Source organism: Frankia sp. CpI1-P (genome assembly GCF_001421075.1).
GTDB lineage: Bacteria > Actinomycetota > Actinomycetes > Frankiales > Frankiaceae > Frankia > Frankia torreyi.
The window spans coordinates 1-22613 of sequence record NZ_LJJX01000039.1; the positions used below are offsets into that span (position 1 = coordinate 1).

The 22613-nt window shown below is 69.2% G+C and carries 13 protein-coding genes and 11 pseudogenes; 17 read left to right on the forward strand and 7 right to left on the reverse strand.

Annotated elements, in window-relative coordinates:
- The 7 genes and pseudogenes from groEL to FF86_RS54875 all read left to right on the forward strand — a co-directional run.
- Nucleotides 1-236, forward strand: a pseudogene (gene groEL, locus FF86_RS54860) (chaperonin GroEL); the annotation flags it as partial.
- Between the two features lies 1 nt (nucleotide 237).
- A pseudogene (locus FF86_RS54865) lies at nucleotides 238-642 on the forward strand (TCP-1/cpn60 chaperonin family protein); the annotation flags it as partial.
- A 97-nt stretch (nucleotides 643-739) separates the two neighbouring features.
- Nucleotides 740-1813 (forward strand): glycosyltransferase (locus tag FF86_RS22265; RefSeq protein ID WP_242419284.1); only part of this gene is annotated, 1074 nt, incomplete at its 3' end.
- Nucleotides 1814-1992: 179 nt separating this feature from the next.
- Entirely contained in the window at nucleotides 1993-3012 is a 1020-nt protein-coding gene (locus tag FF86_RS67680) for a hypothetical protein (protein ID WP_044886771.1), read from the forward strand.
- A gap of 17 nt (nucleotides 3013-3029) precedes the next feature.
- Nucleotides 3030-3861, forward strand: a pseudogene (locus tag FF86_RS67685) (glycosylase); the annotation flags it as partial.
- Between the two features lies 1 nt (nucleotide 3862).
- Nucleotides 3863-3964, forward strand: a pseudogene (locus tag FF86_RS54870) (hypothetical protein); the annotation flags it as partial.
- 1 nt (nucleotide 3965) lies between these two features.
- A pseudogene (locus FF86_RS54875) lies at nucleotides 3966-4508 on the forward strand (glycosylase); the annotation flags it as partial.
- Nucleotides 4509-4571: 63 nt separating this feature from the next.
- On the opposite strand, the gene FF86_RS54880 reads toward FF86_RS54875, so the two are convergent.
- Nucleotides 4572-4936, reverse strand: a 365-nt coding sequence (locus tag FF86_RS54880) for a glycosyltransferase (RefSeq protein ID WP_242419285.1), incomplete at its 5' end; no start/stop codon positions are given.
- 1 nt (nucleotide 4937) lies between these two features.
- A pseudogene (locus tag FF86_RS54885) lies at nucleotides 4938-5561 on the reverse strand (glycosyltransferase); the annotation flags it as partial.
- Between the two features lie 370 nt (nucleotides 5562-5931).
- On the opposite strand from FF86_RS54885, the gene FF86_RS22285 reads away from it, so the two are divergent.
- The 4 genes from FF86_RS22285 to FF86_RS22310 all read left to right on the forward strand — a co-directional run bounded on the left by FF86_RS22285 (nucleotide 5932) and on the right by FF86_RS22310 (nucleotide 14636).
- Nucleotides 5932-6576, forward strand: coding sequence for a trans-aconitate 2-methyltransferase (locus FF86_RS22285; RefSeq protein ID WP_255355877.1), 645 nt, complete (start codon nucleotides 5932-5934; stop codon nucleotides 6574-6576).
- 890 nt (nucleotides 6577-7466) lie between these two features.
- Nucleotides 7467-8053, forward strand: a 587-nt coding sequence (locus tag FF86_RS67690; RefSeq protein ID WP_396230011.1) for an NACHT domain-containing protein, incomplete at its 3' end; no start/stop codon positions are given.
- 553 nt (nucleotides 8054-8606) lie between these two features.
- Complete coding sequence (locus FF86_RS67695; protein WP_396230012.1) at nucleotides 8607-9257, forward strand: formylglycine-generating enzyme family protein; 651 nt, start codon at nucleotides 8607-8609, stop codon at nucleotides 9255-9257.
- A 4758-nt stretch (nucleotides 9258-14015) separates the two neighbouring features.
- Entirely contained in the window at nucleotides 14016-14636 is a 621-nt protein-coding gene (locus FF86_RS22310; protein ID WP_055869641.1) for an effector-associated domain EAD1-containing protein, read from the forward strand.
- Nucleotides 14637-14841: 205 nt separating this feature from the next.
- Here FF86_RS22310 and FF86_RS54890 read toward each other — a convergent pair.
- Nucleotides 14842-15090: pseudogene (locus tag FF86_RS54890) on the reverse strand (pirin family protein); the annotation flags it as partial.
- 1 nt (nucleotide 15091) lies between these two features.
- Nucleotides 15092-15540 (reverse strand): annotated as a pseudogene (locus tag FF86_RS54895) (pirin family protein); the annotation flags it as partial.
- A gap of 214 nt (nucleotides 15541-15754) precedes the next feature.
- On the opposite strand from FF86_RS54895, the gene FF86_RS22320 reads away from it, so the two are divergent.
- From FF86_RS22320 to FF86_RS22345, 5 genes are all read left to right on the forward strand, one after another.
- Nucleotides 15755-16150, forward strand: a complete 396-nt coding sequence (locus FF86_RS22320; RefSeq protein WP_044886769.1) for a MarR family transcriptional regulator — start codon at nucleotides 15755-15757, stop codon at nucleotides 16148-16150.
- A 103-nt stretch (nucleotides 16151-16253) separates the two neighbouring features.
- Nucleotides 16254-16457: a DUF2945 domain-containing protein gene (locus FF86_RS22325; RefSeq protein ID WP_044886751.1), complete on the forward strand. Its 204-nt coding sequence runs from the start codon at nucleotides 16254-16256 to the stop codon at nucleotides 16455-16457.
- A gap of 248 nt (nucleotides 16458-16705) precedes the next feature.
- Nucleotides 16706-17428, forward strand: coding sequence for an HAD family hydrolase (locus tag FF86_RS22330; protein ID WP_044886750.1), 723 nt, complete (start codon nucleotides 16706-16708; stop codon nucleotides 17426-17428).
- Between the two features lie 330 nt (nucleotides 17429-17758).
- Complete coding sequence (locus tag FF86_RS22340) at nucleotides 17759-18073, forward strand: antibiotic biosynthesis monooxygenase (RefSeq protein WP_044886748.1); 315 nt, start codon at nucleotides 17759-17761, stop codon at nucleotides 18071-18073.
- 183 nt (nucleotides 18074-18256) lie between these two features.
- A complete protein-coding gene (locus tag FF86_RS22345) occupies nucleotides 18257-18631 on the forward strand; it encodes a hypothetical protein (protein ID WP_052681258.1) in 375 nt (124 codons plus the stop codon).
- A 1362-nt stretch (nucleotides 18632-19993) separates the two neighbouring features.
- Here the strand turns inward: FF86_RS22345 and FF86_RS62965 are convergent.
- The 3 genes and pseudogenes from FF86_RS62965 to FF86_RS54905 all read right to left on the reverse strand — a co-directional run.
- Nucleotides 19994-20104, reverse strand: a pseudogene (locus FF86_RS62965) (2'-5' RNA ligase family protein); the annotation flags it as partial.
- 1 nt (nucleotide 20105) lies between these two features.
- Nucleotides 20106-20506: pseudogene (locus FF86_RS54900) on the reverse strand (2'-5' RNA ligase family protein); the annotation flags it as partial.
- Between the two features lie 174 nt (nucleotides 20507-20680).
- On the reverse strand, nucleotides 20681-21145 hold the full coding sequence (locus FF86_RS54905; RefSeq protein WP_236705717.1) for a helix-turn-helix transcriptional regulator: 465 nt from the start codon (nucleotides 21143-21145) through the stop codon (nucleotides 20681-20683).
- A gap of 1227 nt (nucleotides 21146-22372) precedes the next feature.
- Here FF86_RS54905 and FF86_RS54910 point away from each other — a divergent pair.
- Nucleotides 22373-22612: pseudogene (locus FF86_RS54910) on the forward strand (hypothetical protein); the annotation flags it as partial.
- Nucleotide 22613 lies beyond the last annotated feature (1 nt).

The following is a 22613-nucleotide window of genomic DNA, read 5'->3' on the forward strand; positions in this document are numbered from 1 at the left end:
GTGGTGGAGGGTTCGGGTGACCCGGACCAGATCGCCGGTCGGGTCAGCCAGATCCGTAACGAGATCGAGAAGTCGGACTCGGACTACGACCGTGAGAAGCTCCAGGAGCGTCTGGCGAAGCTCGCCGGTGGGGTCGCGGTCATCAAGGTCGGTGCGGCCACCGAGGTGGAGCTGAAGGAGAAGAAGCACCGCATCGAGGACGCGGTGTCGAACGCGAAGGCCGCGGTCGAGGAGGGNATCGTCGCCGGTGGTGGCGTCGCGCTGCTCCAGGCGTCGATCACCGCCTTCGAGAAGCTCGACCTGTCCGGCGACGAGGCCACCGGCGCGAGGATCGTGGCGCTGGCGCTGGCCGCCCCGCTCCGCCAGATCGCGAGCAACGCGGGCTTCGAGGGCGGTGTCGTCGTCGAGAAGGTCCGGGACCTGCCGGTCGGCCACGGACTCAACGCGGCCACCGGCGAGTACGTCGACCTGATCGCCGCCGGCATCATCGACCCGGTGAAGGTCACCCGCTCGGCGCTGCAGAACGCCGCGTCGATCGCCGGCCTGTTCCTCACCATCGAGGTTGTCGTGGCGGACCGTCCGTCGGTTGGTGGCGCCGGCGCCGGGGACGGCGCGGATGCCATGGCTGGTATGGGTTTCTGACCTGCCGGCCAGCCGCACCGCGCATCCACGCCGAGCACAGCGCTCGCGTACCCGCCGGCCGACTCGGTGTCGGCACGTGACCGGAAGGTGGGCCTCCGTGCCCCTCCGCTACGGCTTTCTCAGCACCTACCCCCCGACACAGTGCGGCCTCGCCACCTTCACGGCGGCGCTGTTCGACGAACTGACCAGCACGGCGCCCGGCGCCTCCAGCGGGGTGGTCCGGCTGCTCGACACGCCCGCGGGCCCCGGCCCGCGGCCGGCCGCCGTCGTGGGGGACCTGGTGGCCGGAACCCCGGGCGGCCCGCGCCGCGCGGCGCGGCTCCTGAACGGTTTCGACGTCGTGGTCGTGCAGCACGAGTACGGGGTCTACGGCGGCCCGGACGGCGACGAGGTGATCGAGGTCCTCGACAACCTCGAGGTGCCGGTGGTGGTCGTCCTGCACACCGTGCTCGTGCGCCCGACCCCGCACCAGCGCGAGGTCCTGGAGGCGCTGGTCGCGTCCGCGGACGCGGTCGTCGTGATGACCGAGACCGCGCGGGTCCGGCTGGTCGACGGGTACCGGGCCCACCCGCACCGGGTTTCGGTCATCCCCCACGGCGCGGCCGAGAACCGGCGCGCCGCGCCGGCGCGGTCCGCCCGGCCGACCGTCCTCACCTGGGGCCTGCTCGGCCCAGGCAAGGGCATCGAATGGGGCATCGCGGCGATGGCGGAGCTGGCCGACCTCGACCCGGCTCCGCGTTACCTCGTCGCGGGCCTGACCCATCCCAAGGTGCTCGCCCGGGAGGGCGAGGCGTACCGCGACGGGCTTGCCGCGCTGGCCGGTCGGCTCGGCGTGACCGATGCGGTCGTCTTCGACCACCGCTACCTCGACCCGGGATCGCTCGCCGAGCTCGTGAGCGGCGCCGACGTCGTCCTGCTCCCCTACGACTCCGTCGACCAGGTGACCTCCGGCATCCTCATCGAGGCGGTCACGGCGCTGCGGCCCGTCGTCGCCACCCGCTTCCCGCACGCGGTCGAACTGCTCGGCGACGGCACCGGCCTGCTCGTACCCCACGGTGACGTGGCGGCGATCGCGGCGGCGGTGCGCAGCATCATCACCGACGACGGCGTCGTCCGCGGGCTGGCGAGCGCCACCGCCGCCCACGCACCCGAGCTGCTGTGGCCCGCGGTGNCCCAGCGCTACCGCCGGCTGGCGGCCGGGTTGGCCGCCCGCACCGGAAGCAGGCCGGGCGTCGCGCCCGCGTCCCAGCGAGCTCCTGGGACGGTGCCCACGCCGACGCCGACGCCGACGCCGACGCCGACGCCGACGACGGCTACGGCGACCGCGACCGCGACCGCGACGGCGAGCCGGTGACGGCCGCGATCTCGTTCAACCATCTTCTCCGGCTCAGCGACGACATCGGCCTGTTCGAGCATGCGCTCGGCTCGATCCCACGCCGGGAGTACGGCTACTGCGTGGACGACGTCGCGCGCGGGCTCGTCGTCCTCTCCCGCGAGCCGTCGCCACCGCTGGAGCTCGTCCGACTGCTCGAGCGTTATCTCATCTTCGTGCTGGCGGCGCAGGCGCCGGACGGGACGATCGTCAACCGGCGGGACACCGAGGGTCGCTGGCTGGACAACCCCGAGGTCGGCGACTGCTGGGGGCGGGCCCTGTGGGGGCTGGGCACCGCGGCGGCCCTGGCGCCCACCTCGCGGCTGCGGGCAATGGCCCGCGACGGGTTCCAGGCCAGCGCCGCTCGGCGATCCCCCTGGCCGCGGGCCATGACCTTCGCCGCCCTCGGCGCCGGCGAGATGCTGCTCGCCCACCCGGACGACACCGCGGCCCGCGCCCTGCTCACGGACGCCGTCACCGCGATCGGCCCGATCGGCGACGATCCCGCCTGGCCGTGGCCCGAGCCCACACTGCGCTACGCCAACGCGGCGGTGCCGGAGGCGCTGATCCTCGCCGGCATGTGCCTGCCCGACTCCGCGGCGCTCGCGGACGGATTACGGCTGCTGGCCTGGCTGCTCCACGTGGAGACCCGAGGCGGGACGCTGTCACTCACCCCCGTCGACGGCCGGAGCCCCCGCGGTGATCGCAGGCCCGGCTTCGATCAGCAGCCCATCGAGGCCGCGGCCATCGCGGATGCCTGCGCGCGGGCCCACGCGGCGACCGGCCGGAACCGGTGGCTTACCGGTCTCGGGCGGGCGCACGGGTGGTTCCTCGGCGAGAACGACAACGGCACCCCGCTGATCGACGTCGCGACCGGCGGTTGCCACGACGGTCTCGAACCCGAGGGATGCAACGCCAACCAGGGGGCGGAGTCCACCCTCGCCCTGCTCTCGACAGCGCAGCACGCTCGCCGCCTGCTCGCGTCAAGGACCCCGTGACCTTGGAGTCCGACCCCGTGACCTTGGAGTCGGACCTGGTCACCCGGCATCCACTGACGCTGACCGCGGACCCCGGCAGGGTCATCGCGAAGCTCTTTCTGCCCGGCGAGGAGGGCGGCGAGCTGCACTCCCGGGCCGCGGGCATCGTGGCCAGGGTGCTCGCCCTGGGCGACGACGAGGTCGACGGCCTCGCCGCGACCCTGCTCGACCGGTTCGGGCCGCGTCACCGGGACTACCGGGGCATCCTGACGCGGCACGCCGCGATCGTCGCTCCTCGGGTCCGGACGCCGGCGGAGCTCTCGCCGGCGCGCACGCTGCTGCTCGGCGCGTGCTTCACCGCCGAGTACGCGGTGGAGGGCGCGGCCGTCACCAATCCCTCGGCGGTCGCGCACCCCGACCAGTCGGGGCTTCCGGCCGGCGCGCTGCGGCTGGCGCTCAGCCTGCGCGCCGTCGGCGAGGGGCACCTGTCCTCGATCGGCTTCGCGGTCGCCGTGATCGGCCCGGGTCCGGCGGTGCGACTGGAGCCGCGCACCGGCCCGCTCACCACGGGCATGGCCGTGCCGGTCACCTGGGAGCACGGTCGGCTGCGTGCCCTGCTCATCGACCACGGCCTCGACGACGAGGTGACGCGTTCGGTCCTCGACGCCCTCGACCGGAGCCTGGCGGGCGGTGACCTCGAACAGGCCTTCGCCAGCATGCCTGCGGATCTCCTGCGCCGTCCCCAGGCCGCCGGCATCCTGGCCGGGATCCGGTCCGTCGCCGGAACGCTGCGAAGAGTCGAGTTCCCGGCGGACAGCGGTCTCGCGCAACGGGTGCTGTGGCCCACCGTCGCCAGCGAGAGCAAGGGAANGGAGGACGCGCGGTTCGTCCGCTTCACCGCGCCGGACGGGACCGTCGACTACCGGGCGACCTACACCGCCTATGACGGCACCGACATCCGGCCGCGGCTGCTNACCAGCCCCGATCTGCGGACGTTCACGACCTCGCCGCTCACCGGCCCGGCAGCCCGGAACAAGGGGATGGCGCTGTTTCCGCGGCTCGTCGGCGGCCGTCACCTCGCGCTCTGCCGATCCGACGGGGAGACCACCGGTCTGACCGCCTCGGCTGACGGGCTGGTCTGGGAACCGTTTCGCCCGGTCCACGAGTCGACGGCGGCCTTCGAACTCATCCAGGTCGGCAACTGCGGTTCACCCATCGAGACGTCGGCGGGCTGGCTCGTCCTCACCCACGGCGTCGGGCCGATGCGCACCTACACGGTGGGAGCGATCCTGCTCGATCTGGCGGACCCGTCCACCGTGGTCGCGGCACTGCCCGAGCCGCTGCTCACCCCGATCGCGACCGAGGCCGAGGGCTACGTCCCCAACGTCGTCTACTCCTGTGGCGGACTGGTCCACGACGGCCGGCTGTGGCTGCCTCACGGGATCGGTGACTCCCGGGTCGGGATGGCGAGCGTGTCCGTCGACGCCCTGCTCGCGCGGATGATCCCCCGGGCCTGACCTGACGGGCCTGACTCGATGGGCCTGACCCCCGGGGGGGGCTGGCCCGAACCGCGGAACCTGTCAGCCGAGGATGCGTCCGTAGACGGCGAGATAGTCGGTGACCATGCGAGCCGTCGAGAACCGCCGGCTCGCCCTGGCCCGGCAGGCGGCACGGTCGAGGCCGGCGGCCCGATCCACCGCGGCCGCCGCCGCAGCCGGGCCGTCGACCAGGAACCCGGTCACCCCCTCGTCGACGATCTCCGGCATGGCCCCACGCGGGTAGGTGACGACCGGTGTGCCGCAGGCCATCGCCTCCACGACCGCGAGGCCGAACGGTTCGTCGAACGCGATCGGATGGAGCAGCGCCGCGGCGCACCCCAGCACCTCGGCTCGCAGGGACGGTCCCACCGGCCCGAGGTAGCTCACCGCGTCCCCGTCGACGTGGGNCAGTACCTGCTCGGCGAAGTAATGCTCGTCCTGGACGATCCCGCAGATCACCAGCCGCCGGCCGGCCATCCGGGCGATCTCGATGGCTGCCGCGGTGCCCTTGTCGGGATGGATCCGGCCGAGTACCACCAGATCCTCGCCGCCGGCCGCCGAGAACGGCAGGGCCGCCAGGTCGATGCCGTGGTGCACCGTCGCGACATAGTCCAGTTCAGGGCTGCGATCGGCGTCGGAGATGGACACGTAGGCGGAGGCCGCCCGGCTGTAGGCGGGGAGGATGCGCGGGTCCGAGAACCCGTGGACCGTCGTGACCATCGGGGCCCGGACCTGCGCCGCGAACGCCAACGGCAGCCAGTCGAGATGACTGTGCACGAGATCGAACTCGCCGGAGCGGGCCAGCGCATGGGACACGTGCAACGCCTCCCACACCCGGCCGTCGAGCGCCGGGTCCTCGGCGTACCCGTGCGGGCATACGCCCTCCAGCTTCCCGGCCGTGTGCGAGTCCAACGTCGCGAACAGGGTGACATCGACGCCGCGCGCCACCAGACCCTCCGCGAGGTGGCTGGCGATCTGCTCCCACGGGCCGTAGTGCCGCGGCGGGGTGCGCCACGCCACCGGCGCCAGCATCGCAACCTTCACACCGTGCCCCGTGTCGCCCTGTCGATCACCATGCTCAACCGCCTCGAAGCCGGGAGTCTCCACGGACCGTCCGCGAGCAGTATGGGCCTGCCTCGCATCCCGTTGGACAGGCGAGGACATACGAGGCGCGTCGCGACTTGTCCCGATGCGGAGCCGGTGGGGAGCCGATCGGTTACGATCCGATTGGATCCAGGGCCGGAGGTGATCCAGTTTGGCGGAGCCGGGAACGTCTGCGCACTACGAGCGCCTAGCCGGCGCCTATGACGAGAACTGGACCTACAGCGACGCCTTCCTCCATTGGATGGCGCGGGAGATGTCCGAGGCGCTCGCGCTGACCTCACGGGACCGGATCNTCGATATCGGCTGCGGAACTGGGCTGTACACCCGTGGCGTCCTTGAGCTGATCCGACCGTCGACGCCGATCCTCTGTGCCGACCCGTCCGAGGCGATGCTGAGCCAGCTTCCCGTGGATCCGGGGCTTCGCCCGGTATGTGCGTCGGCCGAGCAGCTCGCGGGTGTGGACGGGTCCGAGGCGGAGTTGGCCGTTGAGCCTGGATCGGTCGACGCGGTGATGGTCAAAGAGGCGATTCATCATGTCGCCCCGACCGCCCGGGCGCGGGTCGTCGCCGGGCTCGCCGACCTTCTCAGCGCTGATGGCCGTTTCCTCATCGTGATGTTGCCGACCCGGATCGCCTATCCGCTTTTCGACGCGGCTCTGGAACGCTTCGAGGAGCTGCAGCCGGATCCGTCCGATGTCGCGGACCATATGCGGGACGCCGGGCTGTCCGCCAGTCTCGCCTACCGCGACTACCCGTTGACCATCCCGAAGGATCGATATCTCGCGATGGTGCGGAGCCGGTACATGTCGTTGCTCTCGACGTTCGATGATGACGAGATCCAAGCGGGTGTGGCGGAGATCGATGCCCGTCACCCGGAGACGGTGCTGTCCTTCCCGGACCGTTTCGCCTTCGTGCTTGGCATCCGGAGGAGGTCCGTCTCGTGACNGAGACCGTTGATGACCGGCTTCATCGGCTGCAAGGCGAACTGAACGGCCATGACCGAATCGCGCGACATCTCGGGCTCGATTTCAATCGGCCGATCAAGTCGTTGGGTGACGGCTATCCCGAGAACACCGTATCGCTCGTCGGAAAGATAGCCGAACGGTTGCTGAAGCAGCTTTGGACACATCACGACGTTCCGGGGGATCCGTCCGGGCGGGCACTGAACGATTTAATCAAAGGCTGTCGGCCGCATATCCGCAGCACCAACGTCATCAACGCGTTCACCGACATTCAGCGGCTCCGGAACCGATCCTCGCACGATGGCTACGAGATCGCAGAGGAAGACGGTCTCCTCGCGGTGCGTCGGCTCCTTGACGTCCTCGACTGGTTCACCAGTACCGATGTCACCGCGATCACCGGGGACGCGCCCAGCCTTGATCCTTTCGTCGAGCAGCGGGCCGAGTTCCTCTCGGGACTCTACGCGACCCTCGGTTACAAGGCGATCAAGCGGTTCGAGCTGTCCGAGAGTANGGTCTACCAACTGTTCTGTCGGCAGATGGGGTTGCAGGCCGAGTATGTTGAGATCATGCTCAGTCGCAGTCTGGAGGAGTTGACCCAGCTTCTCGTCGCGACCGGNGGAGAGCTCCTCAACACCCAGCTTCCGAAGCACACCCGGTTCCTGATCGTCGAGGATGAACCGTCCGAGGACGTTGCACCGTTCGCGGACGGTGAGATCAGTATCGTGGCCTATGAGCGGTTCATCGAGAGAATCGTCGATGTCCCGTCGCACCTGTCCGAGCTGGCGCTCAGTTATCCGCACACACAACCGCGCGATGGCGCGCCGCTCAGGATATCCGCTGACGTTCTGGAGGCCGACCAGCATACCGGCGAGATGACGGTCACCGCCACGTACGATGCGGGAGAGATACTGCGCCGCCTTGCTGGGACCTCGGCGAATATCCTCGTCATCGGTGGTCCGGGGAGCGGGAAAACGACGCTTTTGAAAAGATTGGCGGCGGACGGCTCGATACCGGCGCGTCACCGCTACCGTTTCTATCTGGACATGAGCACGAAGGAGTCGGGCGAGGATTTCGGGGATTTCGTCACCCGGATCCTCCATCCATACATGACGGTCCCGCGGAACCGGGTCTTCGACGTCTTCCTGTACCTGATTCGCGCTGGGTCCGTACTGTGCGTGCTCGACGCGATCGATGAGGCGGTGCCGAACACGAGCCTAGAGGCCTTCCTCGGCGTCTTCTCCGACGTCGCGCAGGCCCTGTCCGCCGAGTCGACGGTCGTGATGTCGTCGCGCTACTCGTTCCTCGCCGACTCGCCCGAGGTTCGCCGGCTGCTCAACAGCTCATCGCTGATTTCTGAGCGGCTCGTGCAGCAACTGCACGCGGGCGGGGTCGATCCGCTGGAGCTTCCCCGGTTCAGCGTCGTCCGGCTTGGTGACCTGAAGCTTCGCACGGACGAGCANGTCTACTCGGTCTCGCCGCTGGAACTGCGACTTGCCCAGCAGACCGGCCGGCTCGCCCAGGGAGCCGCGGCCTTCGCGGGCGGGCTCCTGTCAGATCTGGTGGCGGCCCGAGTCGACCAGGTCCTGAACTCGGTCGGGCACGCGGACCTCCTGCCGAAGCTGGAGGGCTATTTCGGTCCGGCGTTCCTGGCCGACCAGGCGGTGTTCAGCCTGGCCGACATCTGCACCCACGCGGGCATCGAGTGCTTCACCGAGGGACGAGTCACGTGGGAGACGTTCCTGCTCGCGCCCCTGTTCCGCCCGACCGGACCGGGCACGGTGGCGCTGGTGCACACCGTCTTCCAGGAGTACTTCGCGGCTCGCTACCTGCGAACGGCGGCCGGACGGCGGGCCGCGGNCGGCAACCCCGAACCAATCCTGACCGAACAGGTCCGGGAGTTCCTCGTCCACCTCGGCGCCGAGGCCATCCCCGCGCCGCCGCAGACCCTGCCGGTTGGAACCTACCTGGTCGGGCCGAGTCACCGCCTACTGCTCCGCACGATCGACAGGCCGGTGCTGTTCGACGAGTTCCCGGTGACCGTCGGGCGGTACAAGGCGTTCCTCGCCGCGGTCGCGGAGCAGGGTTGCGCGCAGTGGGACCACCCGGACACCCCTTCCGGCCACAGCCATGAGCCCTGGCAGGAACGGCTCCGAAACCCCGAGTACTTCACCGATCCGGCGTATGACGATCATCCGGTGAGCTGTGTGAACTGGTGGAGCGCTTACGCCTTCGCCCGTTTCGAGGGTAAGCGGCTCCCAACCTGCGTCGAGTGGGAGGTTGCCGCCCGCGGCACGGACGGTAGGCTTTTTCCCTGGGGCGACGACCTCGATCTGGCCGCGGTCAACTGCGCCGACTCCTGGAGCGGTCGGCCGCTGGTGACCTACGAGGTGTGGAAAGAGGAGATCGACGGCGGCCGGCTGCGGGACTGCGCCCCGACCGCGGTCACCGACCATCCCGCGAACCTGTCGCCGTTCGGGGTGCGCGACATGTCCGGCAACGTTTGGGAGTGGACCGAGACCGTTTTCGACGGCATCAACTCGGCCGTCATCTGCGGTGGCTCCTACGACAACCCGTACCGGGCCGTCCAGACCTCGTCCAAGGCGCTGTACCTGCGGCGAGGCAGCAGCAACGCCGTCGGGTTCCGCTGCGTACGGGAGGTTTGATGACCACGACCAGCGCGCCTGACAGCGGGCANCGGTTCGGCCGGATCGTCGATCGTCAGCCGCTGGGNAGCGGTCCCCACCGGGTCACCGCGACCTATCTCGTTCGCGACGACGAGAGTGGAGAGATCCACGGCTTCGACTACAGCGACATCGTCACTGAAGGATTCCGCACGATCATCATCGGGGAACGGGTGCGGTTCGAGGTCGACCCGCCCACCGGTCGCGCTCACTTCGTGATCAGGCTTGATCTGCCGGAGGTCGACGAATTCTATCGGTAGACCCGACGGGCCGGCATTCCTTCGTCGCCGTCCATCCCGCCTCGATCATCGGCACGCCGGACTGGCCGGAAGGCCCCCTGCCGTTGCGGCATCAGGAGACGCGGGCCACGGCCGCCGTCCGCAGCACCTATTTCAGCGCCGCCTGCGCCCGTATTCTCTACGGAACGCAGGACCGCCCCAGCCGCTGGCATCGGCTCGGCGACGAGGCCGCCGGCCCGCTGTTCGGAGTGGAACTTCTCCTGCCCAGCGCCGAACGCCCGGACCGGGCCTTCGCGATCTTTCACGTTCGGGCCGACGGGTCGGTGCTCCTCGACGTCCTGCGCGCCGTCGCCGGCCGACGCGGCAGCACCGCGGCACCCCCCGACTTCGCTGCGGTCCTGCCGTCCTGGGCCTGCCTCGCCTCACCGGCGAGACCATTCACGGTCGCGTTCCAGACCTTCCCGACCGCCGACCCGCCGCCACCCCCGGACGCCGTCCGCATCGACTCGTGGACGACCGCGGACACCTGGCTGTGGCACCTGGCGTCACGCACCACCAACACGGACTTCCCACCCGATCCCGAGCATGCCGATCAGCTCCTCGACGGNCGCGTGATCCTCTCTGCCGACTGGCGCGGTGTGGTCAACCGGGACGGCGCCGCGTTCGTCGGGCTGCGACCCGACCGCGGAGCCGAGGACATCTACTTCGGCTTCNCCCAGCTCTACGCCCACACCGCATACCTTGACGCCCTGCTCGTCGGCATGATTCAGAACGCCAACATCACCGAGATGATCGACGAAGCCGCCCGCGCCTTCGAGGCCGACGACCTTCCCCGCCACCTCGCCCGGCTCGAGGNGCGCGCCGCCCGGTTCCGCAATATCTACTGGCTGCGTGACACCAGCAATCACGGACCCGCGAACACCATCCTCACCGCCTACCAGGAACAGCACCACCTGCCCGAACGGTTCGACGCCGTGCTCACCGAGATCGTCGACCTGACCCGGATCGCCCAGACACAGGAAGGCCAGCAGGTCGGCGCAGCCCTTGGCGTCCTCACGGTGATCGGCCTGCCTTTCGGCGCCGCGTTCGCAGTGCTCCAGGTCCTGGGCACGAACTCGGCACTCGCCCTGGCCATCGGCGTACTCGCCGCCCTTGTCGGTTCCGGCACCCTGCTCCTCACCCGCTTCGGCCGTCTCCTCCTCCGCTCCCTGCGCAACTCCGAATGATCATGGTTTCGGAATGCTGTCATAGGTGTCGCTATCCGGCGTGTGCTATCGTGCGGCAATTTCCGGTCACGAAGTCGACACCAGCTCGTCCGTAACCCGCACGTCGGGCGGCGATACGGTGGCGCACCTCGACGGAAGGTAATGGCGGGACGGCCGGCAGCCGCGGCTGAGGATATGCGGCCTTCGGGGCGGCTGTGGGAGAAAGACGGGGGTCTCCGTGCACAGGATCTTTTCGCGGTCCATGACCGGGAATATGAAAGACGATCGTTGTGGCGGTTGACGGTGGGGGCCGATCGTCCCGGGCCGGACGCCGGCCTCGCCCCGGCCGAAGAACACTGTTTCCCGGCATAGCGGACCTGCTCGCGCTCATCAACGTGCTGGTGCGCAGACCGGGACGCGGCGAAGCGCCCGTCACCACCCGCAGGCTGCGGCGACGTGACGGGATACGCCAGGGTCTTCCCATCCTCTCTCTCGTGGACGAGTACGACGCGGAAATCCCCGCGTTGATCGCGGAATCCCTGGCGGACGCCCGACCGGGGCGCGTTCCGGTCAGCCGCTACTCGTTCGCGCCGCGGCTTCCGCGCCAGACGCACCCGGACGACCCGCCGGAGCCCAGCGATCCGCCGGAGCCCAGCGATCCGCCGGGGCCGGATGGTCCGCATGCCCGCACCGCGGTCGACGAAGTCCTGCCCGTTCTGCGGCGCATACGCGCCGAGCTCGGTCGGGAAAGCGTCGGGCGCATCCGCTTTCCGCGTTACCGGCTCGTCGGCTGGCTGCTCGCCCAGTCCTTCGCCGACGAGGACGCCGACCGGGACGCCGACCGGGACCGGGTGCTGCTACAGAGGCTGCGAGAACGGGAACGCAGCCGCCGGGACACCGCCGGTGGCGACCTGCCCGACCTCGGTGGGACCGCCGCCAATCTCGCGGTCCGGTGGCTGCGGATCCTCACTCCCCGGGTCTGGTTCCGGCTGAAGGTGACCGGACGGCTGCCCGGGCCGTTCGGCGCGGAGTTCGCCTGGCTGCGGGTCGAGGCGCACCGCGCCCGCAACGGTCCCGAATCCGTCCTCGCCTTTGCCGAACGGCTGTGCGAAGCCACCGCCCAGAACCGCGCGATCCAGGAGTTTCATGCGAAGCTGCTGGTCGGCGCCTTCCTGGCGGATCTGCGGCAGGCATACCGGCGTCGGCGCCTGCGCGCGCTGCGCCGGACGGCCTACCCGGTGGCCCTGCTGGAGGGCGTCGACGAGCGCAACGGCGGATTCCGTTTCCTCGACCTGCTCAGCGACGTCCGCAACGAGACGGCGCTGTTCGATCCGCTGCTCGTCATCGCGGTCAGCGACTCGGTGCCCCCGCGGCTGCGTGGATGTTCCCTCGAGGACCCCTCCCGGCCGACCGGGATCGACGCGCCCCTGCAGAGCTACGAGGACTGGAGCGGGCGTCTGGCCAACGACAGCAGAGAGAGCCTGTCGACGGCCTGGTACCTGTCCTTCGTCATTTCCACGCCGCTTCCGGTTCCCGACGACGTGGCACCCGGCGCGGACACCCTGCAGACCCGGTACTTCCTGGAAACCCGCAACGCGCTGGAAAGGGCGCGACATTTCACCCTCGACCCGCCCCCGCTGTGGTGTCGACGCTGGTTCATCCGCGTCGCCGCCGTCCTGATCGCGGCGGGAGTCCTGCTCGGTGCCACGATTCCGCTGCGGATCTCCAGCCAGGACGACGCGCGCTGGCGCACGGCGCACTGCGGCCTCGATCGCCACCATCCCGACGCCGCGACGCTGAGCATGATCGGAAACGAGTGCGTCGGTCTGAGCGAGAACCGATACCCCTTTACCGACCCGCAAGGCACCCTGGTCCCGGTGGAACAGCAGATCTATCAGCAGAACAAGGACGCGGAGACGCAACACAAGAAAAATCCGTCGCGCCCCTACGCCGCAATCGTCTACCTGCTGGGGCTGACCTCGAGCGGGCCGCCCGCGGGCTCGTTCACGTCGGAACGGAGCGAGCTCCTCGGCGTCGCGGCGGCCCAGCACGCCCAGCTCGGCGCGGGCACCCACGACGGGCCACTCACCCGGGTGATCCTGGCCAACGGCGGCGAACACGTGCAGCACGGACCGGCGGTCGCGGACATGCTGAGCAGGCGGTCCCGTGAAAGCCCGCCGGTCGTGGCGGTGCTGGGCCTCGATGAAAGCCGAGACAAGACCGTGGAGACCATCCGGAGGCTCACCGTCACCGGGATCCCGTCGATCGGTGTGACCCTCTCGGCGGACCGCCTCGCCGACGCCTCGAAGATGTACTTCCAGGTCTCACCGCAGAACCGGCGGGAGGTCGCGGTGGGGGCCGCGTTCGTCAAGAACGTGCTGGCCTCCCGCGCCGGACTGGCGCCCGAGGTGCGGATCCTGTANTCGGCGGACCCCAGTGACGACTACAGCAGCAACCTCGCCGCGGACGCCGAGAAGCTGTTCGGCGCCCCGGGCGTCGGCTTCAGGATCGAGGCCACCGAGGCCTTCGCGCCGGACAGTTGGACGTCCGCGGAGCATGTCGACGCCCCGTCGGCAGACGACGTCGGCAGGCAGGCGTGCGGCTTTCCGGGGGTGATCTTCTATGCCGGGCGGAACATCGACTTCGAGACGGTGCTGCACAGCATCAACCTGCACTGCCAGTCGGCGCCACCGGTCATCATCGGCAACGACGCGATCTCCCGTTACGTGGCGGAGGCGACGAAGCGGCGAGAGTTCCCCGCGGTGCCGTACTACTATCTATCCTTCTCCGCCGACAAGGAGCCGTGTGAACCGGAAAGCGCTCTCTACGCCGAACTGAGGGGTATCTTCCCGGCCGAGTGTGGGCCGAACAACGACAGCTTCCTGGACGGCAGCACGAGCCTCGCCTACGACTCCGTCCAGACCGTCGAGGGCGCGCTGCGCAACATCGCCGCCAGCCAGGTACCCATCGGCCCCGCCGCGATGTGGNGGGAGCTCAGCGACATCCACGGGGCCAACGCCATCGACGGGGAGAGCGGGCTGATCGACTTCGGCGGTCGCCTCGAGCAGCAGACGCCGACCGACAAGTTCATCGCCGTCATGGAGGTCGTCGACGGCGGCCTGCCGCAGAGCCGGGCCTCCTGCGGTCGCAGGCACGGCTGGCACGCGAACGCCTGGTGCCCCGTCGGGGGCTAGGGGTGCTGGACGTCGGCGCTCGGCTGGCGCACGGTGAACCGGGCGGGTGCGGTGGGCGGCAGTGGCAGACTGATCGATGTGCATGATGGTGACGCCAGGCCGGTGACGGGACCGGGCCGCGCCGGGACCGGCGGGGTCGGCGGGGTCGTCGAGGCCGTCGTGGAGGTCCTCGACGCGGAGCCGCTGTTCGCCGAGCCGGCGAGCCTGAGCATGCTCGCCCGGCTGACGGGACGGCAGCTCGGGTTGCCCCTGCAGGTTCCGAGTGTGTCGTTTCGGCGGCTCTGGCTGCTCGCCTTCGTCTCGGAATGTGCCGCTACCGACGGCGGCCTCGATGCCATGGCCTCGGTCGTCGGGCAGATGGATGGTCGGGGGCGGGTGTACCGGGTGGTCGACTCGCTTGTGCGCGGCGCCGCCGGGCGGTCTTCGGCCGCGAACGGGCAGCGGCGGAAGCCTCCGTTCCCCGGGCCCGCGTCGGGGAGTCTGACCGTCGGTGAGGCAACCGCCCTCGCCGACGTCTACAGCGACCCGGCCGCCGCGCGCCGGCTGCTGGAGCGCGCGGGGCTTCCGTACCGCCGCCAGCCCAGGCCCGAGCGGAGCAGCGAGGCGTTCTGGTCGGAAGTGAACCGGCTGGTCATCGATGGTGCCTTCCCGGATGGGCGGGTGCGCATTCTTCGGGAAGCCGCGGCCGACTACCCGGCGAATCCCTGGTTCTCCGCCGGCTGAACCAGGCCGCCAGGGTACTAGCTCAGACCCTCGCGGGCGCTCGCCCGGACATGCAGGTCTGGGCCGATCCAACGAGCGAGCTCCAGCCGGCCGTGCGGGTCGACCAGCCCCGCAGCGCGCGGAGCACTCGGTACGACGTTCGTACCAGTTCGGGGCACTCCACGAGGGCCGGCCCCGTCCGACCGCGGGCATGGTCGGCCGGGGCTCAGCGGGTCAGGGCGGCGTGCATCTCCCAGACCAGGACCTCGGCGGGCTCGACGCCCGTGACCCGCTGGCCGCCGACGCCGGTGAACCGGACCGCGTCACCGGTGTGCAGCGGGCCGGCCCCCTCCAGCGTGACCTCGCCGCGGGCGACGAACAGGTGCAGATAGGGGGCGTCGGGTAGCTGGACGCTCTGCCCGGCACCGAGCCGGGCGACGTGCAGCGCGGCGTACCTGTTCCTGATCCGGATCGCNCTGGCGCCGTCGTGGCGTTCCATCCCGGACGCGACGGGGACGAGTCCGCCGCCGAGGAGCTCGCCGTCGATCTCGAGCTGCTCGTAGCCCGGGGTGATGCCCTGCTCGTCGGGCACGACCCACATCTGGACGAAGTGCACGGGCTCGTCGTGCGGGTCACCGCCACCGGCGAGGCGCCAGGCGTCGTTCTTCTCCGAGTGCAGGATGCCCCGCCCGGCACTCATCCGCTGCGCGAGCCCCGGGTAGATCACCCCGGAGTTGCCGGTGGAGTCCTGGTGGACCAGCGAGCCGCGCAGCACCCAGGTGACGATCTCCATGTCGCGGTGCGGATGGGTCTCGAACCCCGCGCCGGCGCGCACCGTGTCGTCATTGCTGACCAGCAGCAGCCCGTGGTGGGTGTTGGCCGGGTCGTAGTGGTGGCCGAAGGAGAAGGAGTGCTTCGAGTCGAGNCAGTCGATCTTCGTCGTCGGGCGCTCGGCGGCGCGGCGGATGTCGACCGTGGGCTGCGGTGTCACGTTGACCATGATGGACCCTTCTCATCTCCATGACGCGTCATCTAAACTTGATGACGTGTCAAGCAACTCTGGGGTCGGCGCATTCCCGGCCGAGCCCGTGCGATGGCTCGACGAGCGTGAGCAGCGGGTCTGGCGTCGGTACCTGCTCATGACGAGCCAGCTCACCGCGCAGATGAACCGTCAGCTCGCCGCCGACGCCGGGCTCTCGCTGGCCGACTACGAGGTCCTCGTCCGCCTCACCGACGTCCCCGCCGGGCGTCTTCGGGTGACCAGGCTCGCGCGCGAGCTGTCCTGGGAGCAGAGCCGGCTGTCCCACCACGTCTCCCGGATGGCACGCCGTGGTCTGGTCGCCCGGGAGGAGTGCGCCGACGACGGCCGCGGCGCCCTGGTGGCGCTGACCGAGCAGGGGCGGGCGGCGATCGAGCGCGCCGCACCGGCGCACGTCGCCTTCGTCCGGGCCGGTGTCTTCGACGCCCTCACCGACGCCCAGGTGGACGCGCTCGACGCCATCCTCGGTTCGATCCTGACGGCTCTCACTCAGTAGCGGGTCGGGCATCCTCGCGGGTCGTGGTCGTGGTCGTGCCGTCGAGTGCCGGCGGAGGTGCGGGGTAGTCCCCGGGAGAAGGTCCCGAGGCGATGGGGGAATCATGACGGAGTTCACCAAGGGAGACCGGGTGCGCTGGTCCAGCCATGGCGGCAGCGCGACAGGTGAGGTCGTCCGCCGGATCACCGGCGACACCGAGGCGGCCGGGCGGACCGTCCGGGCCAGCGGGGACGAACCGCAGTATCTCGTCCGTAGTGACAACGGTGGCGAAGCCGTGCACAAGCCCGATGCGCTGACGAAGATCTGACCGGCGGAGCCCCTGGCCCCCGCCGCCTGGCTAGCGACCCACTCGCTCCAGTTACGGTCGGCCCGTTCGGCCGCGGTCTCGTTCCTGGCCCGCGCGACGCCGCCGTCGTCCTCGCCGACCCGGTCTTCCGTCACCGCCGCACGGTAACCGCCGGACCCGGGAACCTCCGGCCCCGGNAGGGAACCCGGCCACGTCACGAACACCTCGCTCACCCGGGTAAGGCGATCGGGCCGGGGTAAGAGCGGACGGTGACCGATTCCGCTCCCGCCGTCCTGTTCGACCTCGACGGCACTCTGGTCGACACGAACTACGCCCACGTGCTGGCCTGGTTCCGGGCGTTCCGGCAGGAGCGGCACCCGGTCACCATGGTCGCCGTCCACCGCCATGTCGGGATGGGTTCCGACCAGCTCCTGGACGCGCTGGCGCCGGATCGGGACCGCCGCCGTGACGACATCCTGACCGCCGCCCACACCGAGCACTACGCCGGTTTCCTCGGCCTCGTCCAGCCGCTGCCCGGTGCCCGGGAGCTGGTGCGGGAGGTGGCCCGCCGCGGCGGGCAGGTCGTGCTGGCCACCTCGGCGCCGGCCGACGAGCTGCGGGCGCTGCGCGAGGCCCTCGACGTCGACGACTGCCTGAGCGCGGTGACCTCCTCCGCCGACGCCGAGACGTCGAAGCCGGCGCCGGACATCGTCCAGATCGCGCTGGAACGCTCCGGTGTCGACCCGGCCGACGCCGTGATGGTCGGCGACACCCGTTGGGACGTCCTGGCGGCGGCCCACGCCGGGATACCCTGCGTGACGGTCCTGTCCGGCGGCATCGGCCGCGACGAGCTACGCGAGGCCGGGGCCGTCGCCGTCTACACCGGACCGGACGACCTGCTGGCCCACCTCGACGACTCCCCGATCGGCCGGCTCCTGCGCGGCGGGGCTGTCAGTGCCGGCGGTCGGCGAGAAACGTTCCGCTCATCGTGACGTCTACTCGATCACCCGCCGGGTCACAGGAGTCACGTCCGCCCGCTCGATCGGGCCGCCCGGCGGGTAACCGCCATCTGGACCCCGGCCGGAGGGCAGCCACCGGGCCTCGCCACCGGCAAACCTTGTACTGCGCGGGCCCGGCTGCATCACCTCCGCTCCCGCGACGGCCACGAGGTCGATGCCCTTCGACCTCGATGACCGCATCTGGGCGCTGCCCATCAGCGCCCTGTGGGCAGCCCGGACCGATGAGCGCCGAAGCCGCCCCGCGTCCCGGCCGACGTCGCCGTGCCCTGCAACGGCTGCCCGGAATGGGCCTAGGCTGAACGGGTGACCGTCGTGAAGATCAATGCCATCGAGGTTCCCGAGGGCGCCGGCCCCGAGCTGGAGAAGCGCTTCGCCAACCGCCTGCATGCGGTGGACGGCCAGCCCGGCTTCGTCTCGTTCGAGCTGCTGCGCCCGGTGAAGGGCGACGACCGGTACTTCGTCGTGACCCACTGGGACAGCGAGGAGTCCTTCCAGGCCTGGCTCACCGGCCCGGCCATGGAGGCACACTCCGGCGAGCGCGCCCGTCCCGTGGCCTCGGGCTCGTCCCTGCTGGAGTTCGAAGTCGTCCAGCGTTCGGTAGCGGGCGACTCTGCGTAGAACTGACCAGCGCACAGCCCCGGGTCTGGTCGACCAAAGATCATCTTTGGGGGCCCCGCGTCCCGGTGAGTGGTGGCGTTCACCGCCGAACTGCCCTGCCGTGACCAGACCGTCGCCTACAACTGCCTGCACCAGGCCATCGCCGTGGCCGAGATGAACGCCAAGTCCAAGACCTAGTGGCGGGTGCGTCGTCAGGGACTTGAACCAGACCTGCCCTCCGGGCTGGAGTTCACCACGGCCTACGGCGATGTCGACCTGGTCATGGTCTATCGGATGCGCCGTCCGGAGGCGCTCTTTCGGCGGGACCTGCTGATGTTGCAGGGCTCGGTGTTGCCGATGCCGAATGCGGTGCCGGGCCGGGCGCGGTGGATGACGTCCGGTGAGCAGGAGGCGTACAGGGCCGGTTACGCCGAGGCGCTGACCACGGTGCGGCTGTTTCTGAGCCGTCTCGCCGGGGTCGACCCGGAGCCGGGTGATGCTTCGGCTGCGTCGCGAGAAGTGAGTGGTGTGTACCCATGGCTACCTGAAGCACTCCGGCGGACCGGCCAGATTGGCTGAAATGCCTGATGGGAGCGGGTGCGCCGTCAGGGACTTTAACCCCGAACCCGCGGATTAAGAGTAGCCAGCGCGCCNTCCACGGACGTCCACCGATATCCACCATGTCGGCGCGACCTGGGCTTCGACGCCGGCCAGTGTCCGCCGGTGTCCACCGACGTCCGCAGGCTCGGGTACAGCGGTGGATACACGGGGCCCCGACTCCACGGCTGCCGGGAGAGCAGACGCGTCAGGCACCAACCTGGCCCGGTTCGAACGGTCGACAGATCTCGATACCCACAGATGCAGTCAGGCTGGTGGTCTCGATCTGTGCTGGTAATAATCACGAAGGCTGACCGGGGTGNTAATCTTCGAATGGCGATCTGTCGGTGATCGCTAGCTCGATCCGCATGATTGCTCTCATCCGCGACATCATAAGGATGATCTCGTCCAAAAGCTCAATGACCTCCTCCAGTAGGGGCTCACGCGTGTTCGCATCGCTTGCGCGCTCAATCTGCTTCAGGAGTCGATAGGCCTCGGTGAGCTGGGCGTTGATGCCACCTTCGCTGTTGAGAACCTCGTCGCTCGCAGTCATCTGAGCTTCTGCCCGGCTATCACGCTGGGCTCGTCGGGCCGCCGCCACCTCCGCCGCTTCGGCCTCGCCGGCAGACTCTGCCTTTAATGCGTAAGCATAAGCTAGCATCGCGTCGCGATAATTTCGATCATTGGCGTTCAACTGGACATAGCAGTTACGCCGTTGATCCATATTTCGCCGTTCCTTGGCGGCCTCTTGCTCTGCAAGGCGTTGGCGCTCGTTATGCTCCAACTCTTGAAGTCTGACGCGCTGCGACAACTGCTGGCTAAATATTGAAGATGCCAGAGTGCCGCACACTCCGACAACTGCGACAATGAGGGAAGCGTTCTCACTAGAAATTTTCCACCTCGCATAAGAAATGAGGGGTAATCTTGGTCGTGTTATCGTTTCCTGTCTCCCGTGATCTCGCTTGGTAGGTGTGCGGGTCGATTCGCTCGGAGCATGGCACTGTGATGCGGTCTCCCGGCCAGATGTGCTAGCGCGTACTTCTCGTCCTCAGCCGCTAACCGGATATGTGTGGCGGATGGGCGCGGCGCCCTGCCTCGCTTTCGGCTGCTCTCCCAATCTGTTAGCCAGTAACGCTCTTCGAATATCTCCGGATCGTCTCGNCAGTGCGGGCTGCGACGCGCCCGGCGAGCACGGCCGTCTACGGCCGCGCGCAGGCGGTCGCGCGGCGCGGCCCGCACCGTGTCTTGATCCTAAACAAGGGATTCGGCAGCGTGCGATGGTTTTTCGACATGCTGCCGCCGGGTGTGCATGCCGGTCGGCGTGCTTCTGGNCCTCATCGTGGTTCAGGTGGTGAGGTTGATGTGGTGGCGGATGTCCCAGCGGTAGGCGTGGCCGTCTCGGCGGAGTTCGAGGAGGTCGACGCTGGCTACGGGGAGGCTGATCGGTGGGCGCTGNCGTAGGGAGGTGAGGCGGCCGATGACTTCGGTGGCCGGTGGGGTGGCGTTGCAGTAGGTGACGCTGATGTGGGGCTTGAACCGGGCCGGCTCGTCGGACACCCGGTCCGGGCCGAGCGCGGTGCCGATGGCGGTGCGTAGTCGTTCCCGGAGTTCGGCAACGGGTGCCCAGGGGGCGGCGCGCAGGAACGTCCCGCCGGGATAGGCGGCGATCGGGCCGACAGCCAGGGTGAACGGTTCGATGTCGGCGCACTGCTCGTCCGCGGCCTTCCTGAGGGCGGCGACCTGGTCGGGGGGCATCTCGTCGGCGAACGCGACTCCCTGCACGGTCATGTGCAGGCCGTCGACGGGCACGGGGTCGAGGTAGTCCAGGTCGGCAAGCTCGCGTTGAAACCCGGCCACATGGTCGGTGAGGGCCTGGTCGTGGAAGACGAGATATCAGGTCAGGTAGTGCCGGTCGGGTCGCCATCCGGGGCGCCACCACCAGTGGTCGGCCATCCGCTCGGTGCGGCGGAAGGTTTCCCAATTGTCGGCGTCGGCCTGCTGCTCGGGGGGTGAGTGGCACGGCCCAACAGGCTATGCCGTGGGCATCCGCCACGCCTTGACTGCGTCCGCGACGTTCGCGATCTCCGGCACCGTGCGCCAGGGGGCGGCGGTGGTCAGGAAATTTTTGGCCCGGCGGCCGACGACCTCGGCGCTCGCTTCCAACTGTTCCAAGGAGGCGTCATCGACGTTGGACGCGGCGAAGAGCTGCATCCGCCGGGTGACCTCGTCCAGCTCCTCATCGATCGCCCACGCGGCGACCCCGACCGCGGCGAGGACCGTCCGCCGGTCCGGCCCAGCGTCGGCGGCTACTACCGCGACGGCTGATCCCGGAGCGCCTTCGGCCGGCTGGTCCGCGGGGGATGGGGCGGCGGCGAGGCCGAGGCGCTCGCGGGGGATGTCGAGTCCTTCGGCGAACTTCTCGTAGGTCTCGATGCTGGAGACCTGGCGCTTGCCGTTGAGGATGAGACTGATCGTCGGCTGCGGCACCCCAGTCATGGTCGCGATCTGGGGTTGAGACGCGCCGGTTCACCGCTTGTAGATCGCCAGCACGGTCCGCATGTCGCGGTCGGCGAGGGCGGCGGCCATGTCGGGCCGGTGCCGCAGTCCGTTGGCGCAGTGGGCAGCGGGAAGCGAGGCCGGATGTTGAAAACAGCAGTAACCAGCCGGAAGGCGCCGAGGATGAATGATGCTTGCCCGCGGCTGCCGGGCTGGCTGCTTGGGCCACANCGGCAGACCGGCTGGAGCGGCTGAAATGCCTGGTGGGAGCGGGTGCGCCGTCAGGGACTTGAACCCCGAACCCGCGGATTAAGAGTAGCGGGCGCTTCGTCCGACGATGTCCGCAGCCGTCCGCCGGGCCGGGCAGACCAGGGTGCCAAGTCCGTGGGCGTCCCTGCCCGTCCACCGACGTCCGCCGGCTCGGGTACAGCGGTGGGTACACCGCCTGGCCAGCGAAGGAGCGATGCTTGGGCGAGCACTCGCTTATGGGGACGCAAAGTGTCCCGGCTGAGTATGCCTTGGCCCAAGCTCGGAGGGTCGGGGGGACCTATGCGCCCGCCCTACCTGCACCAGCGTCCATTCAGGCGATGCGCCGAACCTTCTAATCCGTAGATTTATGAGAGCTGTCCATGCCTGTCCGCCAGAGTCCATCGACGCAGCTAGCGCACGCGACGGCGCCCGCCTACGTCCACGGGCGTCCACCCCCGTTGCAGTACGACTGGGGTACGGCGCCCCTCCGATGAAGGTGACAATGCGTATCCGCCGGGGTCGACGGGCAACCACCGCCAGTCTCGCCGCTGGCAAGGCGAACGGGTCGGGCTGTCCGCTGCAACTGGCTCTGTCTCCCGGCCGTCCGCCGGNGTCCCCCTGCCTGCCTTTCTGCCCCCTGGCGTGCGCGATGGCGGGAGGCCGACCAGATTACCGCGCCATGGCCAGATCGCACAAACCTGCTCAGACCGAGGTCCAACCAGCCGTGCGTCCGTGGACTTCGCGCGTTCGCCTGTTGGACGTCGGGCGGTATTGCGCCGGTGGGGCCGGTCGAAGCCGTGAGAGCAGTGTCACTCTAGTCGCGAATGTCGCTATTGAGCGTAAATTGGTGAATGATGACGATTTCCACGGATGTATTGCCGTAGCTGCCCCCGCTACCNCCGATTCTCTGCCATGTCGTACGATGGACAGCTTCACTCGTCTTAGGGGATGACGTCAGCTAACGAAGAAGGAATCTGGATGCCTACGGCAACATCGGTCGAAAAGATTTATCTACACGTTTCGACTCTTCGCAAAGAGGATGTCGCCGCATTCTCGACTGGCAAGTCGAGACATCCATTTCCGATCGTCGAGATTGTTACCCAAGTAGTTTCCGACCGACTCGCCCTTGCTGGAGAAAAACTGCGTACCGGCGATGGAATGATCAGAGAATCGTATTATCGCTCGGCCATTAGTAGGCATTATTATGCAATGTACCATN